The sequence below is a fragment of the Streptosporangium sp. H16 genome, from assembly GCF_051918855.1.
GTDB lineage: Bacteria > Actinomycetota > Actinomycetes > Streptosporangiales > Streptosporangiaceae > Streptosporangium.
Genome location: NZ_JBPXMD010000007.1, coordinates 40,011 through 54,895 on the forward strand (window position 1 = coordinate 40,011; position 14,885 = coordinate 54,895).

A 14,885-nucleotide genomic window follows, 5' to 3' on the forward strand; every position below is an offset into this window, starting at 1 on the left:
TGACGGCGGGGCCCCGGGGCCCGTGGGCCCTCATGTGCCCGCTGGGCGGGGTGATCTACTTCTTGGGCGGGGTGACCTGCACGATCGCGCCGAGGTTGCCCGGGAACGGGGTGACCAGCTTGAGCTTCACGCCCAGCGCCTTGCCCTCGTCACCGGGGTTGCCGGAGCCGAGGACGTGGCCGTTGCCCATGTCGGTCCCGTACAGCTCGGTGGCCGGGGTGCCGTCGGCGTTGACGATCCGGGTGCTGTAGGGCTGGTCGTCCTTGGAGGGGACGACCGTGGAGGCGTCGAAGTCGCGGTAGAACAGGCTGGTGCCGCGCGCCTCGAACCCGGGGTACCAGGTCTTGGCGTCGGTGAACTCGGAGACGCCCTTCTGCGCGGCCACCTTGGTGCAGTACTCGCTGAAGGGCTCGCCCGGCCCCTCGAAGCACTCGGTGAAGGGGTAGGTCTTGGAGAAGGAGAAGGCGGCGTTCGAGGTCTGCACGCGGCCGTTCATGTTCTTGAGCGTGGTGGGGTCCTTCTCTGCCGCCGCGCCGGTCCGCCGCAGCGGGTCGAAGTGGGAGTCGACGAGGAGCAGGCTGCCCTTGGAACCGATGCTCGGCGCCAGTTCGAGGTTGTTGGCCAGCGAGTTGTTGGTGTAGTTCGAGTCGCGGAACCACACGAGCAGGCCGGGGGCGTTGTACTTGACCTTCTCCACCTTCCACGCGCCCTCACGCGAGTAGTTGGTGGTGTAGGTGTACTGCAGGCCCTTGTCGAACCCGTCGAAGTTGCGCCACTCGGCCAGGTAGAACCGGGAGACCTCGCGCTTGCCGTCGTTGACGACCCAGCCCGCGCCGGTGGTGCCGTTGAAGGTGCCGCGGCCGGTCGTCCAGCCGGTGGCGCCGCTCTCCAGGTCGTCGCTCCAGACGGTCTCGGCGCCGTTGGTGAGCGCGAAGTCGTCGACGTGCCAGCCGCGCGGGGTGAAGGCGGCGTCGGTGTTGTAGGTCAGGCGCAGCTTGACGGTCGTGCCGGCGAACGGGGCGAGGTCGACGTAGTCGTGCCGCCAGCCGTCGGTGTTGCCGGTGAGGCCGTACTTCTTGTCGCCGAACGTGGCGAGGTTCTTGTTGGGGTCGGCGTAGTCGTCGCCGGTGGAGACCAGGGCGCCGCCCTCGGTGTAGACCTTCTGCTGGGCCCAGGTGGTGCCGCCGTCAGTGGAGATCTCGACGAAGCCGTAGTCCCAGTCCTCCTCGATCTCGTAGTTGTTCCACATCCAGAACTTCAGGTCGGTCCCTGCGGGCACCTGGACGTCACGGCCGATCTTGACGTCTGCCCACTCCTGGTCGAAGTTGGACCAGAGGGTCTTGGTGCCGCTGTGCGGCTCGACCATCGTGACCGGCGGGCTCGTCAGGTTCACCCGGACGCCGTCCTGGGTGAGCTTGGGCGTGCGCGAGGCCTGGCCGATCGTCACCAGGCCGCCGCGGTCGCCGGGGTTGAAGACCTTGGGGTTGGCCCAGCCGAGGATCCACTTGCTCCAGATGCTCATGTGGGTGGGCATCGACTGGAAGATCGGGCCGCTGTGCGAGCCGCTGGACATGAGGTCCCAGAAGTCGACGGCCGAGGAGGCCTGGCCGCTGGTGTCGTAGAGGTCCGGCAGGCCCAGGTCGTGGCCGTACTCGTGCGCGAAGACGCCGACGCCGGAGTCCTCGGGCTGCACGATGTAGTTGGAGATCTTCACGTTCTCACCGGGCACCTGGTAGCCGCCGGCCACCGCGCTGGAGTGCGCCCAGATCGCGTAGGTGCCCTCGGCGCCGCCGTCGGAGGACTTGTCCTTGCCCGCGTGGACCAGGACCAGGTGGTCGACCACGCCGTCGGGCTCGGCGAAGTTGCCGTCGCCGTCGGCGTCACCGACGTCCTCGATGTCGTAGTCGGCCCAGGGGAAGTCCGGGTCGGTGGCGACCAGGGTGTTGACCGCGTCGATGGCGAGCTGGCCGGCCCCGAGCGGGTTGTCCGGGTGGCCGCTCATGTCCTGCACCGGCTGGCCGCAGGCGCGCGCGCCGTAGTAGGCCTCGGAGTGCGGGACCTTGATCCACGGGCTGGCCTGCCCGGTGACCGTGTAGGCGCCCTTGGACATCTCCTCGTACATGTTCTTCATGGTGTGGCCGGAGATGTCGATGCCCTTGCGGCCGTCCCGGGGGTCGGTCAGGTCGGTGCGGACGCGCTGGGTGATGCCCTGCTTGGTGTAGAGCATCTTGTTGAAGTGGTCGGGGCTGAAGTCGGGCACCCAGAAGCTGTTGTTGTCCTTGTGGGACAGCGTGGCCGGGTTGGGGATCTTGTTGTGCAGCGGGCCGTTGAGCAGCGTGCCCGCCGGCTCGGTGACGCACTCGGCCGGGTCCTCGCTGTTCACGTCGAGCGGGCGGGAGAAACCGGAGAAGTCGTCGTTGGCCTTGTCGTTGAACTCCACCAGCAGCGTGAGGAGCCTGGCCGTCTTGACGGTCTTCGACTTCTTGAAGAGGAAGTCCGCCGGGTTGGTCCCCGTCCTGATCGCCTGGGCCTCACGGGCCGCCAGCACCCGCGCGGCGACGGGGTTGCCCGCGGAGTACTTCTCGGCGATCTTCTTGGACGGGCTGACCTTGCGCGCCTTCGCCGACGGCACGGCCGGGTCGTCGACCTCCGGCTCGTCCCTGGGGGGCGCGTAGTTGATGTAGTAGTCGGCCGCGGTCGGCTGGTACCTCGCGACCGAGGTGTCGCTCTCGGCCGACGCACCGCCCACGGCCAGTCCCGTGACGGCCAGGCCGAGCACGGGGACTATCGCGAGGAAACGCCTGCCGGCGCCTCCTCTGCTGACTCTGCCGGACAACATGTCCCCTTCCCTGCGCCCGGGTTGGCCGGACGCGTCCCGCTCATCGGCACGCCGTATGAGCGCGCCGAACCGGGAGATTAGACGAGAAGGTAAAGCCAGAGTCAAGAGTCCAAATGATGTTGCGAAACTGCAATAAAGTGCGTTTTGTCCGGAGAAGGCATGTTGGCGTAGGCCGTACAGTCCAACGTGTGACCGCTATCTCCGAACTCGTCGCAGCGCTCGCACCGGAGAAGGTGCTGACCGATCCCGACGTCACCGACTCCTACGCGCGGGACCGCACCTTCCTGGAGCCGGGGAAACCGCTCGCCGTGGTGCTGGCGCACACCAGGGACGACGTCGTCGCCGTGCTGAGGTGGGCCACCGAGCACCGGGTGCCGGTGGTGCCCAGGGGTGCCGGGACCGGCCTGGCGGGCGGGGCGACCGCCGTCGAGGGATGCGTCGTGCTGGCGCTGCACAAGATGGCGGCCATCAGGGAGCTGTCCCCCGCCGACGAGATGGCCGTGGTCGAGCCGGGCGTCATCACCGCCGACCTGGACCGGGCCGCCCGCGAGCACGGGCTGATGTACGCCCCCGACCCCTCCTCGTACGAGATCTCCACCATCGGCGGCAACCTGGCCACCAACGCGGGCGGGCTGCGGTGCGTGAAGTACGGCGTGACCCGCGACTCGGCGATGGGCCTGGAGGTCGTGCTCGCGGACGGGCGGGTGATCAACACCGGCCGGCGCACCGTGAAGGGCGTGACGGGGTACGACCTGACCGGGCTGTTCGTCGGCTCCGAGGGGACGCTCGGGGTCATCACCGCGGCGACGGTACGGCTGCGCAGGGCCCCGTCGGTCTACCCGGCGACGATCGCGGCCGAGTTCACCTCCCTCAGGGACGCCGCCGCCGCCGTCTCGGCGATCATCGCGGCCGGCTGCCAGCCGTCGCTGATGGAGATGCTCGACCGCAACACGCTCAAGGCCATCGACGACTGGCGCAACATCGGGCTGGAGGAGTCGACCCGGGCGATGCTGATCGCGCAGTCGGACGCGGCGGACGGCCCCGCGGTCTCCGAGCGGATGGCCGAGCTCTGCACCGCCAACGGCGCGGCCTTCGTGGCGGTGTCGTCGTCGGCGCAGGAGGCCGAGGAGCTGATCGGGGTCCGGCGGATGGCCTACCAGGCCAAGGAGCGGCTGGGCAAGTGCCTGGTGGAGGACGTGTGCGTGCCGCGTTCCCTGCTGCCGGACATGATCGAGAAGATCGAGGAGATCGCGGTCAAGTACGACGTGCTGATCAGCACGGTCGCCCACGCGGGCGACGGCAACCTGCACCCGGTCTTCATCTTCGACCACGCCCTGACCGAGCCGCCGCCGCGGGTGTGGGCGGCGGCCGACGAGCTCTTCAGGGAGACCCTGGAGATGGGCGGCACGCTCACCGGCGAGCACGGCGTCGGGCTGCTGAAGCGGCGCTGGCTGGCGCTGGAGACCGGGCCTGTGACCGAGGAGATCCACCACGGGATCAAGAAGGTCTTCGACCCGCTCGGCATTCTCAACCCCGGCAAGGCCATCTGAGCGGGTTTCCCCGCCGGAACGAATCTTCATCACCGCTCACGCTGGTAGCGTTCTGCCGCATATAAAGCATTTTTCCGGGGTTTGTTCGGGGGACCATCGTGACAAGGCCACTCACCGAGGAGGATCCACCGCGTCTGGGCTCGTTCGAGCTGATCGGACGGCTCGGCGAGGGGGGTCAGGGAATCGTCTACCTCGGGCGGGGGCCCGGGGGCGAACAGGTCGCCGTCAAGCTCCTGCACCACGGGCTGACCGGCGATCCCGAAGCCAGGGCCCGCTTCCTGCGCGAGGTGTCGGTCGCGCAGCGGGTGGCCCGGTTCTGCACCGCGGCCGTGCTGCACGCCGACCTCGCCGGCAGCCGTCCGTACATCGTGAGCGAGTACGTCCCGGGCCCGTCCCTGCGCCTGCTGGTCGACCGGGAGGGGCCCCGGCGCGGCGCCTCCCTGGATCGCCTCGCCGTCAGTACGGCCACCGCGCTGTCGGCGATCCACCGCGCGGGCATCCTGCACCGCGACTTCAAGCCCGCCAACGTGCTGATGGGCCCCGAGGGCCCGGTGGTGATCGACTTCGGCATCGCCAGGGCGCTGGACTCGCCGGGGATGACGGCGACCGGGGTGGCGATGGGGACCCCGTCCTACCTCGCGCCCGAGCAGCTCGGCTCCGGCGAGGTGACGCCCGCGGCCGACGTGTTCTCCTGGGGCGTCACGATGGTGTTCGCCGCGACCGGCACGCCCGCGTTCGGCCAGGACTCCATCGCCGTCGTGATCAACCGGATCCTGAACGCGCAGCCGGAACTGGGCACGCTGGAGGGGCCGCTGCGCGACCTGATCGCGGCCTGCCTGTCCAAGGACCCGGCCCGGCGCCCCACCGCCGAACAGCTCGTCAGCCACCTGATGGGCTCGGGCCCCACCACCCCGGTCCCGCGCCCGGCCGCCTTCCCCCTCCCCGGTGCCGGTTCCGTCCCAGTGCCCGGCCCCGGTACCGGCGTCGGTCCCGCACCCGGCGTCGGTCCCACGTCCGGCGCCGGTCCCGCGACCATGCCCGGGACGACCGCGCGACAGGGCGGGCAGGGTGAGCAGGGTCAGACCAGACCATCGGCGGGCGGGCCCGGACAGGCCGGATCGCGGCAGAACAGTCAGAAGCCCGGCGAGAGGAAGGCACCCCGGCCGGTGGGACTCCTGCTCGCCGGGGTGGCGGTGGTGGCCGCGCTCGGCATGGCCGCCGGGGCCGTGGTGCTCCTCCAGGACGACGGCAAGGCCTCGGCGGCGCGGCCGGCGGCGACTCCCACCGTGTCGGAGGCCGCGGACCAGGAGCCGACGCTCGTCCCCGACGACCCGCCCGACGCCCTGGAGGAGTCCGCCCGGCCCTCGGAGACGGCCTCGCGGAAGGAGACCGAGACGGCCGTCGCGCTCACGCCGCACCCGTCCCGGCGCACCTCGCAGCCGTCCTCCAGGGCGGCCGGGAATCCGGACCCCGCCACGGAGAGTCCGACGCCGAGACCCGGCGGATCCCCCTCGCGGACCCCCGGGCCGACGACCATCATTGTCATACCGACGACCCCGCCGCCGAGCGGCACTCCCAAGCCCTCGTGGTCCCCGAAGCCGACGCCCACGCCCACCGTCAAGCCGCGCCCGAAGCTCAACCCCTACAAGGCCACCAGCCTCTGCGGCAGCGGCTACAAGGTGGTCAGCTCCAAGGCCCTGGGCCGCGCGGCGACCGTCCATCTCCTCTACAACACCGCCCAGGGCAGGAACTGCGTCGTCACCAAGTCCAGGTACGTGGTCCCCTCCAAGATCGCGATGAACGCGATCCTCAAGGTGAAAGGCGGCTCCACCAGGAGCGACCCCGGCAGGTTCACCGCCTACGCGGGCCCCGTACGGCTCCCCGCCGCCAAGAAGTGCGTCATCTGGGGCGGCTCGTACGGGTCGATCACCTGGAAGAGCGGCTGGAGCCACTGCGGCTGAGCACGTGGTATCAGCCGAGGGCGGGCATTCCACCCATGGCGCTGAGGGTGGTGCCGTTGACGTAGCCGGCGGCCGAGGAGGCGAGGAAGGTGACGGCTCCGGCGATTTCCTCGGCGTCCGCTGGGCGCTGCAGTGCGACGGCCTTTCCGGCGGCTTCCAAGGCGTCACCGAAGGCGGCGGTGCCTTCGGTGCGGGTAGGGCCGGCCGCGACGGCGTTGACGCGGACGCCTGCCGGGCCGAATTCCGCGGCCCAGACACGGGTGAGGGATTCCAGGGCGGCCTTGGTGGCGCCGTAGATGCCGGTGCCCAGGCCCGGTGCGGTGGCGGCACCGCTGCTGATGTTGATGATCGCGCCGTGCCCGCGCCGGACCATCGCGGGTGCCAGGCCTTGGACGAGAAGGTAGGGGGCGCGCAGGTTGATGTTGATGTGTGCGTCGAAGGTCGCCTGGTCGGTGTCGGCGGTGCGGGCGAAGTGGAAGACGCCTGCGTTGTTGACGAGGATGTCGATGTCTCCGGCGCGTTCGGCCAGGGCCGTCACCTCGGCGGGGTCGGAGAGGTCGGCGGGTTCGAAGCGGGCGGAGCCGCCCAGCGCTTCGACGCACTGGAGGGTGTCGGCGGCCCGCTCGCGGTCGCGGCCGTGGACGATGACGTGGGCGCCGCGTTCGGCCAGAGCCAGGGCAGTGGCGCGGCCGATTCCGGCGGTGGCTCCGGTGACCAGTGCCGTCTGGTCGGCGAGGTCCTTGTTCACGGTGTTCCTTCTTCGTGCTCTCGATGATGTTCAGTGGGTGCGCCGGGCATGCTGCTTCCGGTCATCCGGCGCTCTCTTCTGCGGGAAGGGCCCCTCCGTCGGGGTGCCCGCGACCAGGGTCAGGGCAGCACGGCGATGCGGCAAACATCTTTGCCGTGGTGGCAAACTGGAGGCATGGACGAGGGAACAGCGGCGACGATGGCGGCGGTCGGTCCCCGGTTGAGGGCCCTGCGCACCCACCGCAACATCACGTTGACCCAGCTCTCCGAGACGACCGGCATCTCCATCAGCACGCTCTCGCGCCTGGAATCAGGACAGCGCCGCCCCACCCTCGAGTTGCTGCTGCCGCTCGCACGGGAGCTGCGTGTGGCCATCGATGAGCTGATCGGCGCACCCCACACAGGAGACCCGCGGCTGCACTTCAAGGCGGTCACCCGCAACGGCATGACGCTCCTGCGGCTGACCAGGCGCGCCGGAAACCTGCAAGCCTACAAATTGATCATCTCCCCCCGGACACGGCCGCTCCAGCCCGAACAATCCAGCCACGAGGGCTACGAATGGCTCTACGTGCTCGACGGGCGCCTGCGCCTGGTCCTGGGCGACAACGACCTGACCCTGGGACCGGGCGAGGCCGCCGAGTTCGACACCCGCACACCGCACTGGTTCGGCAACGCCGACGAACACCCCGTCGAAGTTCTGACCCTCTTCGGCCACCAAGGAGAGCGCGCCCACCTGCGCGCCCGCCCCACACCGGCCCAGCCTCACCAGGAAGCCCCCGCGGACGACCGCCCCTGAACACCCTGCGGCGAGTACGTCCCAGCCCGGGTACCGGTGACGAGCTGCAAGATCACCCCGAGTGTGAACCTACGAGCAGGACCGTCGTGGCAGGACCGGTCTCCGTTACGAGTGTGCGGCCTGTGGGCATAGCACCGAATCCGCGATCACCGCGTCCACGGAGGCCCTGCCCCACTCCGCCGCGATCAGCACGCCGGTGTCCAGGATCAGGCGTCGGGCCACGCGCTCCTCATCTCGTCGTCGACCGCCTCCCTGGCCGCCGCGACATCGGCCTCGAAATCGGCGTCCAGCGTCCCCGCGGTCCTGGCCAGGAAGGCTTTGACCATACGCCCCGGTGCCGTGGGCGCGGGACCGATCACCGCGATCCGCTTACCCCCACGAGTGCCCACGATCGTCTCCCTCCGCTCGGCCTCGTCCATAACGACCGTGAAGCTCCGAGACGCCTCGGTGGCAGTCATCACCTTCATGAAATCAGACCATCTGATTTTTGGCGGAGATTCGCTGATCGTTCCTCCCTGCCGTCGGACACTCCTGGATCGCGGGCGCGAGAAGCACTCGGCTCTTCCCACCCGGCCCGCCTCGCCGGCCCGTGACGGCCTCATCGACGGAGCCCTGCGCCCGGCACCGCGTTCCCGGGCGGGTCGGTGAACAGCTCGGATGTCCACCGATTCGGCGCCGAGGCCAGGAGCGGATGAACCGTAGCCCGGATATCGGTGAACCGATATCCGGGCAGACAACACACAACGCAAATGATGGGTGCTTATCAACAATGGACCAGCAAATGCATTTATGGTGAGATGCATCGGTGACGTCCTCCGATATGACTTCAACCGCGAGATACGCAATCGAGGCATATCGCAAAGTGGCCGAGCTCGCGCAGACCAACGCACCCGCGCTGAACAGAGCGGCTCAGGTGATGCAGGCCAATACCTGGGTGGGTGGCGGAGCGTCCTATTTCACCAAAGAACTGTTCGCCCACCGAGTACGGCTTCAGCAGGCGTTTCAGACCGCCCTGGACGAGATCGCCGAACTGATCGCGCGCCAGGGCGGGGCCGTTCCCCCGCGACTACAGGTGATCACCCCGCTCCAGGCGAGCATGGCCGCGGGTGCCGGCGGGTTCAAGGGGATGGACGTCGGCCAGATGGAGCTCCTCATCAGAGAGCTCGACCGGGCCGGCGACCCGCTGGCGGAGGCCGGCTCTCACCTGCAGAGCGCCTGCTCGGCGCTGTGCGTGGCCCCCGGCGCCGGTCCTGCGGTCGGTTCCGTCGGGGCCTGGGCCGAGACCCAGACCAGAGATCTGCGAAAGCGTCTGGAGACCATCACGCGCGTGACGCCGATCGCCGAGAACGGACTTCCCGTGCAGGGGCCGTTCCCCGGCATGAACACGATCGGTGCGGGAGCGGCGGCTTATGGGTTGTTCGGCGCGTTCGACACCGCGCCGAACAAGGCCAGAGACCTGCTCTCCCGCGCGAGCGGAGGCGACACCAAAGCCCTGGAGGGGATACTGGAACTCCAGAGGGAGGGAAAGGACGCCGGCTTGGCGCAGCGGGTCAACGCCTGGTGGAGGACGCTGAGCCCCGCCGTCGCGAAGGAGCTGACCAGCACGGCTCCGGGCCTGGTCGGCTCGCTGAACGGGCTGCCCTCGGCCACCCGGGACAGGCTCAACCGGACCTTCCTCGACCGGGAGGAGAAACGGCTGACCACCATGCTGGCCGGTTTCAAGGAGAAAGCGGGGCGGCCCGAGTTCGCCGGCCAGGCACGCGCGGGACTGGAGGCGGCCGGAGAGCGGGTCGCCACCATGCTGAAGAGAGTCCAGCAGGTGAGAGCGGCCCTCGCCAAGGGAGGGCAGAACGGCTTCCCCCCGGCGCTGCTGCTCTCCTTCGACGCGGTGAACGCACACGGCCGCGCGGTGGTGTCGTACGGCGACCCTGACAAGGCACACAACATCACCACCTACGTGCCGGGATTCACCACCCAGGTCGAGGGCGGCGCCGCCGACTTCGAGCGCGCTTTGGTCACCTGGACTACCGCGAGCGGGCTTGCGCCCGGAAAACAGACGGCCTCGATCGCGTGGCTCGGCTACAACGCTCCGCAGATCGACCTCGGATTGGTCGCCCCAGGCCGTTCGGTGGCCACGGACGGCGCAGCGGAGAAGGGCGCTCAGGAACTGGCCTCCTTCGCCGACGGACTGCACGCCACCCATGACCTCGCCGTACCGGCCCGTCTGACCATGGTCGGCCACAGCTACGGCTCGCTGACCACCGGCAAGGCCGCCACGCTGCGTCCTCCCGGGACGTTCGCCGACGACCTGGTGTTCGTCGGCAGTCCCGGCGTCGGCACCTCCCAGGCCGCCGAACTGGGCGCGGGCAGTCATGTGTGGGTAGGGGCCAGTGACAATGACCCCGTCGCCAAGCTCGGGCGGTTCGGTGGAGACCCGGACTCCCCCGAATTCGGCGCCACCCGTTTCCGCGCCGGCGAAGGCGGCCACTCCGATTACTGGAGAGATGATTCGGATTCTTTGATTAACATCGGCCTCATCGTCACCGGAAAGTTCGACAAAGTTGAGAAATATTAGCTCCCATTCTCTAAATGGTATACATGGCCCCACGAGCTGAAATTTTGCGAAAAATCGCACAAGATACTAATCGGGGTAGCCCCGAGCGGTAGAGCGCATTTTGAAAGGAACTCATGGCACGGCGATTACGTGTATTCGCGGCGCTCACCGCGTTGGCGATGATCGGCTGGCTCAGTGGCTGCACGAAGGATTCGACGATGAATGATGGACCGAATATCTCCGAAGCCCAGGCCCTCGCCCGAGTGGAAGAGCTCACCCGTCTAGTCCTCGCGGGAGTCAAACCAACCCCTGGCCTGGACCTCATCCCCACAAGTCTCGCCGATCATCCTTGCATCCCCAACGAGGGGAACATCCCCACCGGTAAGATTTATATCATTCGAAAATACTATCTGACGGGGATTCCCAATGAGCGGCTTGTCGAGGCGGCTCGAAAAATTCAGGTGAACTGGGAGGGGCTCGGACATAAAATCACAAACGAACATGCATTCGACACGGGAGAGCCACGCCTGTCCGGTCGGAGCAGTGACGACTTTCGCCTCGCCCTCAATACAGTTGAACGAGAATCCACCCTGCAATTTTTATTATCGGTGAGCTCGCCATGCTTTCGCCCCGACAAGCCATCCCCATCTTCCTCCTGACGCGCCGAACTCGTTTCCCCTTGATCGCATGGCTCATCGGCCGAACTCCGCCGAGCCATACCGGAAAAGTCAATATGGGCGCACGAAAAGGGATACGATACCTGGCCAGCTACACCCCCGGCATGACCGCACTGTGCCGGACGGGAAGGGTCGCCCGGCACGGTGACGTCACGGTCAGTCCAGGTACGGCTCGTGGTCGCCCGGCGGGCAGGACGGGTTGCACAGCACGTCGACCCAGACGTCGGCGACCGGCGCGGTGATCTGCTCTACGACCTCGGCCGGGATCACGTCGTCCGTGACGTCAGCCCAGATCAGGCGTACGGCGGCGGCCAGCGTGACGATGCAGGTGCCGCAGCGCACGCAGAGGCGTACGTCGCTGAGCATGTCCAGGACGGGCAGCGGGCCGCTCACCGGGATCCCGGTTCTACGCAGACGAACCAGACGGTCTTGCCCTGCGGCGCGGACTCGACGCCCCACCGGTCGGCGTAGGCCGCGACGATCGCCAGCCCGCGACCGTGCTCCTCCTCCGGACCGGCCAGGAGCGGGGTAGGCCACACAGCGCCGTGGTCGGTGACCTCCCCGCACACGATCCGCCCGTGCCGGTGCAGTGAAAGGGTGATCGGCGCCCGCCCGTGCACGACCGCGTTGCTCACCAGTTCGGACACGACCATGGTCACGTCCTCCGTCACGGCGGAGATGCCCCAGGTGACGAGGGCCTCCCGCGCCAGTCGGCGCGCGGCGCCGACCACTTCGGGATCGGCGGGCAGATCCCAATACGCCTCAAGAGCCCTGCGAGGTGTCTTCATGAGCTTCTCCATCCGAGGCGAGACCGACAGAGCGGGTGCGGCGCTTACCGTGCGTGGGCTCGAAGCCATGAGGCCAGAGCCCGGCCAGGGCCACAGTCGACGTTGCGCAGCATCACGACTCACTTACAGAACGTGTTCGCTTGACGGCCCTATGATGTGGTCTGCACAGTCGATACTGCAACTCTCATTTTGAAACTCGACCGATATGTCTTCCCTTGCGTCGAGTGCTCTACGATCAGCATCCCTACGCCTTGGAGGCAAGCGATGACAAACAGTGGCAGCCCGACTGTGCGCCGTCGACGTCTGGCTACTGAACTCAGGCGTTTACGCGAAGCCGCCGGTCTGACCATGGAGGAGGTCGCGCAATCACTGGATCTGTCGCGGGCCACGATTTCGCGCCTCGAAGCGGGCAAAACAGCCCGACCACGCCCTCGCGACATTCGGGACATTCTCAAGCTGTACAAGGTGGGAGATCCCCAGCGAGAGGCGGTCATGGACCTCGCCCGAGGTGCCCGCGAGCGAGGATGGTGGGAGCAGTACAAGGGTGTCTTCACCGGCACCTATGTGGGACTCGAAGCGGAGGCATCCTCAATTGACACTTTCGAACCGCTTGTGATCCCTGGATTGCTGCAGACCTCTGCGTATACGGCCGAACTGACCCGGGCCTCGCTCGTCCACGACCCGGCCGAGATCGACAAGCACGTGGAGGCAAGGATGCGCCGACAGGAGATTCTGCAGCGCCCGAATTCACCCCGATACCGAGCGATCATCGACGAGGCGGCTCTTCTGCGACCAGTGGGTGACGTAGAGGTCATGCGCGGCCAACTTCGCAAGTTGATCGACACCCATCCTCTTGAGCACGTGACCATTCAGGTCATTCCGATGTCGACTGGCCCGCACATCGGCCTGTGGGGTCAGTTCGTCATCCTCGGCTTCCCTGATCCCAGTGACCGGAACGTTGTCTACGTTGAAACCCCGACAGACGGCCTCTATCTCGAAGAGCCCGAACACCTCGAACGCTATAACCTGATAATGCAGCGCCTCGTCGCCGACGCACTTGGAGCTGACGCCTCGATCGCTTATCTGTCCGAACTGATCGACCGGTTGTGAGGCACCAATGGATCTGTCCGGCGCCGAATGGCGCAAGAGCACCCTCAGCCAGGGTGGCGGCAACAACTGCGTGGAAGTCGCGCTGAACCTTCCTGGCATCGTTGCGGTACGTGATTCGAAGGCTCCCGACGAGCCGAGCCTGATCTTCACTCCCTCGGAGTGGTCCGCCTTCATCGGCGGTATACAAAACGGCCTGTTCGACTGACCAAAACCTGCCGCGCAAACACAACCGAGGTGAGCCGAGAGGAAATCGTGGACCTTACCCGGCCCTACCACCTGATCTGGCGAAAGAGCTCCCTCTCCGGATCGGGCGACAACTGCGTCGAGGTCGCGGCACTCCCCGGTGGAAGTCAGGCCGTACGGGATTCCAAAGACACCGGGGGCCCCATCTTGAAGTTCTCCTCGGGCGAATGGACCGCATTCGCCCGAGCGCGGTGAGCTGTCGGCGTCCGTCGCTGTTCTCGGAGTCCGGTAAAACGTTTTCTGAGTCCAACGAAACGGCAACGGAACCATGGAGGGCAAAAGCAGTGATCAGACGCTTGAGCGTGCGGATCACTTCCCCCCGGGTGGTCAGATCCGGCGCAGGCGGCGGATCGGCGGGATGAGCAGGAGGGCGGCGCAGACGGCGGCGGTGACGCCGGTCGAGACGAAAAGCAGGTCCCGGGGTTCGACGATCGAGGAGACCGGGCCGACGAGGGCCTGGCCCACGGCGACGCCCGAGACCGAGCCGGCGACCTCGTAGGCGGTCACCCGGTTGAGGACGTCCGAGGCCACCTGCGTCTGGACGCTCGTCGACCACATCACCGACCAGAACGCCCAGGAGGCGCCACCGAGCAGATGTCCCGCCATCAGCGGGAGAGGCGGGAGCTCCAGGGCGACCGACAGCGGGATGCAGGTGAAGCCGGTCAGGGCGACCGCGCCCGCGGCCAGCGGGTGGGCGGGGCGGAAGCGGATCGCGACCAGGCCGCCGATCACGGTGCCGGCGCCGAGGGCGGCCATCGCCCAGCCGTAGGCGGCCTCGCCCAGGCGGTCACCGATCAGCCGGGAGCCGAGCGGGATGTAGGGGCCGAAGACGAACATGCCGAAGAAGACCCAGACCAGGATCACCGACCACATCCAGCTGCGGGAGCGGAACTCCGTCCAGCCGCGCCGCAGGTCGAGCAGGACCGTCGAGGATTCCCCGGCCCCGGCCCCGGCGGCGGGGGCGGGGGCGGGGGCGGGGGCGAGCCTGATCAGGGCCAGGCAGAGGCCGCTGACCAGGAAGGTGGCCGCGTCGAGGGCGTAGACGGCGCCCGCGCCGGTCAGCGCCATCAGCGCTCCGGCCAGGACCGGGCCGCCGAGCTGGGTGGCCGCGTCAGCGATCTTGAGGGTGCCGTTGGCCCGCTGGGGGTCCTTCGCGACCAGCGGGACCATGCCGTTGACGCCGGGCTGGAACATCGCGGCGGCCGTACCGGACAGCGCGGAGGCGACTATCAGCAGCCACAGCGACGGGGTGCCGGTGAAGAACGCGACGGCGAGCACGCCCTGGGTGACGATCCGCACCAGGTCCGCGCCGACCATCATGGCGCGTGCGCCGATCCGGTCGGAGAAGACCCCGCCGAACAGAACGAACAATACGAAGGGCGCCGTCCAGACGGCGAGAACGTACCCCACGCCCGAGACCCCGTAGACGGCGCCGACCGCCAGCGCCGTCGCGACCGGCATCATGGCGTCGCCCAGCAGCGACACCACCCGGGCCGCGAAATAGAAGGAGAAATCCCTGGTCCAGAGCGTGGGCGGGGCGCTCGGGGCATCTTCACGATCGAGAATCGCGGTCATGTGACGAACTCCATGACCACTCATTCTGGATATCAGCGCATATCC

Annotated in this window: 14 protein-coding genes; 8 read left to right on the forward strand and 6 right to left on the reverse strand. The window is 67.9% G+C overall.

Features of this window, described 5'->3' with window-relative positions; all coding sequences use genetic code 11:
- Positions 1-55 precede the first annotated feature (55 nt).
- Complete coding sequence (locus ACTOQ2_RS13625) at positions 56-2,839, reverse strand: immune inhibitor A domain-containing protein (RefSeq protein WP_440099931.1); 2,784 nt, start codon at positions 2,837-2,839, stop codon at positions 56-58.
- A gap of 188 nt (positions 2,840-3,027) precedes the next feature.
- Between ACTOQ2_RS13625 and ACTOQ2_RS13630 the strand changes: the two genes are divergently transcribed.
- Positions 3,028-4,389: an FAD-binding oxidoreductase gene (locus tag ACTOQ2_RS13630; RefSeq protein WP_440099932.1), complete on the forward strand. Its 1,362-nt coding sequence runs from the start codon at positions 3,028-3,030 to the stop codon at positions 4,387-4,389.
- Between the two features lie 98 nt (positions 4,390-4,487).
- Positions 4,488-6,350 (forward strand): serine/threonine protein kinase, encoded by a 1,863-nt coding sequence (locus ACTOQ2_RS13635; RefSeq protein ID WP_440099933.1) that lies wholly within the window; start codon positions 4,488-4,490, stop codon positions 6,348-6,350.
- Positions 6,351-6,360: 10 nt separating this feature from the next.
- Here the strand turns inward: ACTOQ2_RS13635 and ACTOQ2_RS13640 are convergent, their stop codons facing one another.
- Positions 6,361-7,098, reverse strand: a complete 738-nt coding sequence (locus ACTOQ2_RS13640; protein WP_440099934.1) for an SDR family NAD(P)-dependent oxidoreductase — start codon at positions 7,096-7,098, stop codon at positions 6,361-6,363.
- A gap of 174 nt (positions 7,099-7,272) precedes the next feature.
- Between ACTOQ2_RS13640 and ACTOQ2_RS13645 the strand changes: the two genes are divergently transcribed.
- Positions 7,273-7,893: a helix-turn-helix domain-containing protein gene (locus ACTOQ2_RS13645; protein WP_440099935.1), complete on the forward strand. Its 621-nt coding sequence runs from the start codon at positions 7,273-7,275 to the stop codon at positions 7,891-7,893.
- A 206-nt stretch (positions 7,894-8,099) separates the two neighbouring features.
- Here the strand turns inward: ACTOQ2_RS13645 and ACTOQ2_RS13650 are convergent, their stop codons facing one another.
- Positions 8,100-8,351: a prevent-host-death protein gene (locus ACTOQ2_RS13650; protein WP_440099936.1), complete on the reverse strand. Its 252-nt coding sequence runs from the start codon at positions 8,349-8,351 to the stop codon at positions 8,100-8,102.
- A gap of 404 nt (positions 8,352-8,755) precedes the next feature.
- On the opposite strand from ACTOQ2_RS13650, the gene ACTOQ2_RS13655 reads away from it, so the two are divergent.
- Both ACTOQ2_RS13655 and ACTOQ2_RS13660 read left to right on the forward strand, forming a co-directional pair.
- Positions 8,756-10,468 carry an alpha/beta hydrolase gene (locus ACTOQ2_RS13655; RefSeq protein WP_440099937.1) on the forward strand — a complete coding sequence of 571 codons (1,713 nt, stop codon included), beginning with the start codon at positions 8,756-8,758 and terminating at the stop codon, positions 10,466-10,468.
- Positions 10,469-10,581: 113 nt separating this feature from the next.
- Positions 10,582-11,106, forward strand: a complete 525-nt coding sequence (locus ACTOQ2_RS13660; RefSeq protein WP_440099938.1) for a hypothetical protein — start codon at positions 10,582-10,584, stop codon at positions 11,104-11,106.
- A 174-nt stretch (positions 11,107-11,280) separates the two neighbouring features.
- On the opposite strand, the gene ACTOQ2_RS13665 is transcribed toward ACTOQ2_RS13660, so the two are convergent.
- Positions 11,281-11,517: a hypothetical protein gene (locus ACTOQ2_RS13665; protein WP_440099939.1), complete on the reverse strand. Its 237-nt coding sequence runs from the start codon at positions 11,515-11,517 to the stop codon at positions 11,281-11,283.
- Positions 11,514-11,912 carry an ATP-binding protein gene (locus ACTOQ2_RS13670; protein ID WP_440099940.1) on the reverse strand — a complete coding sequence of 133 codons (399 nt, stop codon included), beginning with the start codon at positions 11,910-11,912 and terminating at the stop codon, positions 11,514-11,516. Before ACTOQ2_RS13670 ends, ACTOQ2_RS13665 begins: the two co-directional genes overlap by 4 nt.
- A gap of 264 nt (positions 11,913-12,176) precedes the next feature.
- Between ACTOQ2_RS13670 and ACTOQ2_RS13675 the strand changes: the two genes are divergently transcribed.
- From ACTOQ2_RS13675 to ACTOQ2_RS13685, 3 genes are read left to right on the forward strand one after another with little or no spacing between them, the layout of a single operon-like run.
- The gene (locus tag ACTOQ2_RS13675; protein WP_440099941.1) at positions 12,177-13,022 is read left to right on the forward strand and encodes a helix-turn-helix domain-containing protein; all 846 of its coding nucleotides are present in this window, start codon (positions 12,177-12,179) and stop codon (positions 13,020-13,022) included.
- 7 nt (positions 13,023-13,029) lie between these two features.
- Positions 13,030-13,227 carry a DUF397 domain-containing protein gene (locus ACTOQ2_RS13680; RefSeq protein ID WP_440099942.1) on the forward strand — a complete coding sequence of 66 codons (198 nt, stop codon included), beginning with the start codon at positions 13,030-13,032 and terminating at the stop codon, positions 13,225-13,227.
- Between the two features lie 47 nt (positions 13,228-13,274).
- Positions 13,275-13,460 carry a DUF397 domain-containing protein gene (locus ACTOQ2_RS13685; RefSeq protein WP_440100216.1) on the forward strand — a complete coding sequence of 62 codons (186 nt, stop codon included), beginning with the start codon at positions 13,275-13,277 and terminating at the stop codon, positions 13,458-13,460.
- A 132-nt stretch (positions 13,461-13,592) separates the two neighbouring features.
- Here ACTOQ2_RS13685 and ACTOQ2_RS13690 read toward each other — a convergent pair whose 3' ends face one another.
- Positions 13,593-14,840: an MFS transporter gene (locus ACTOQ2_RS13690; protein ID WP_440099943.1), complete on the reverse strand. Its 1,248-nt coding sequence runs from the start codon at positions 14,838-14,840 to the stop codon at positions 13,593-13,595.
- Between the last annotated feature and the right edge of the window lie 45 nt (positions 14,841-14,885).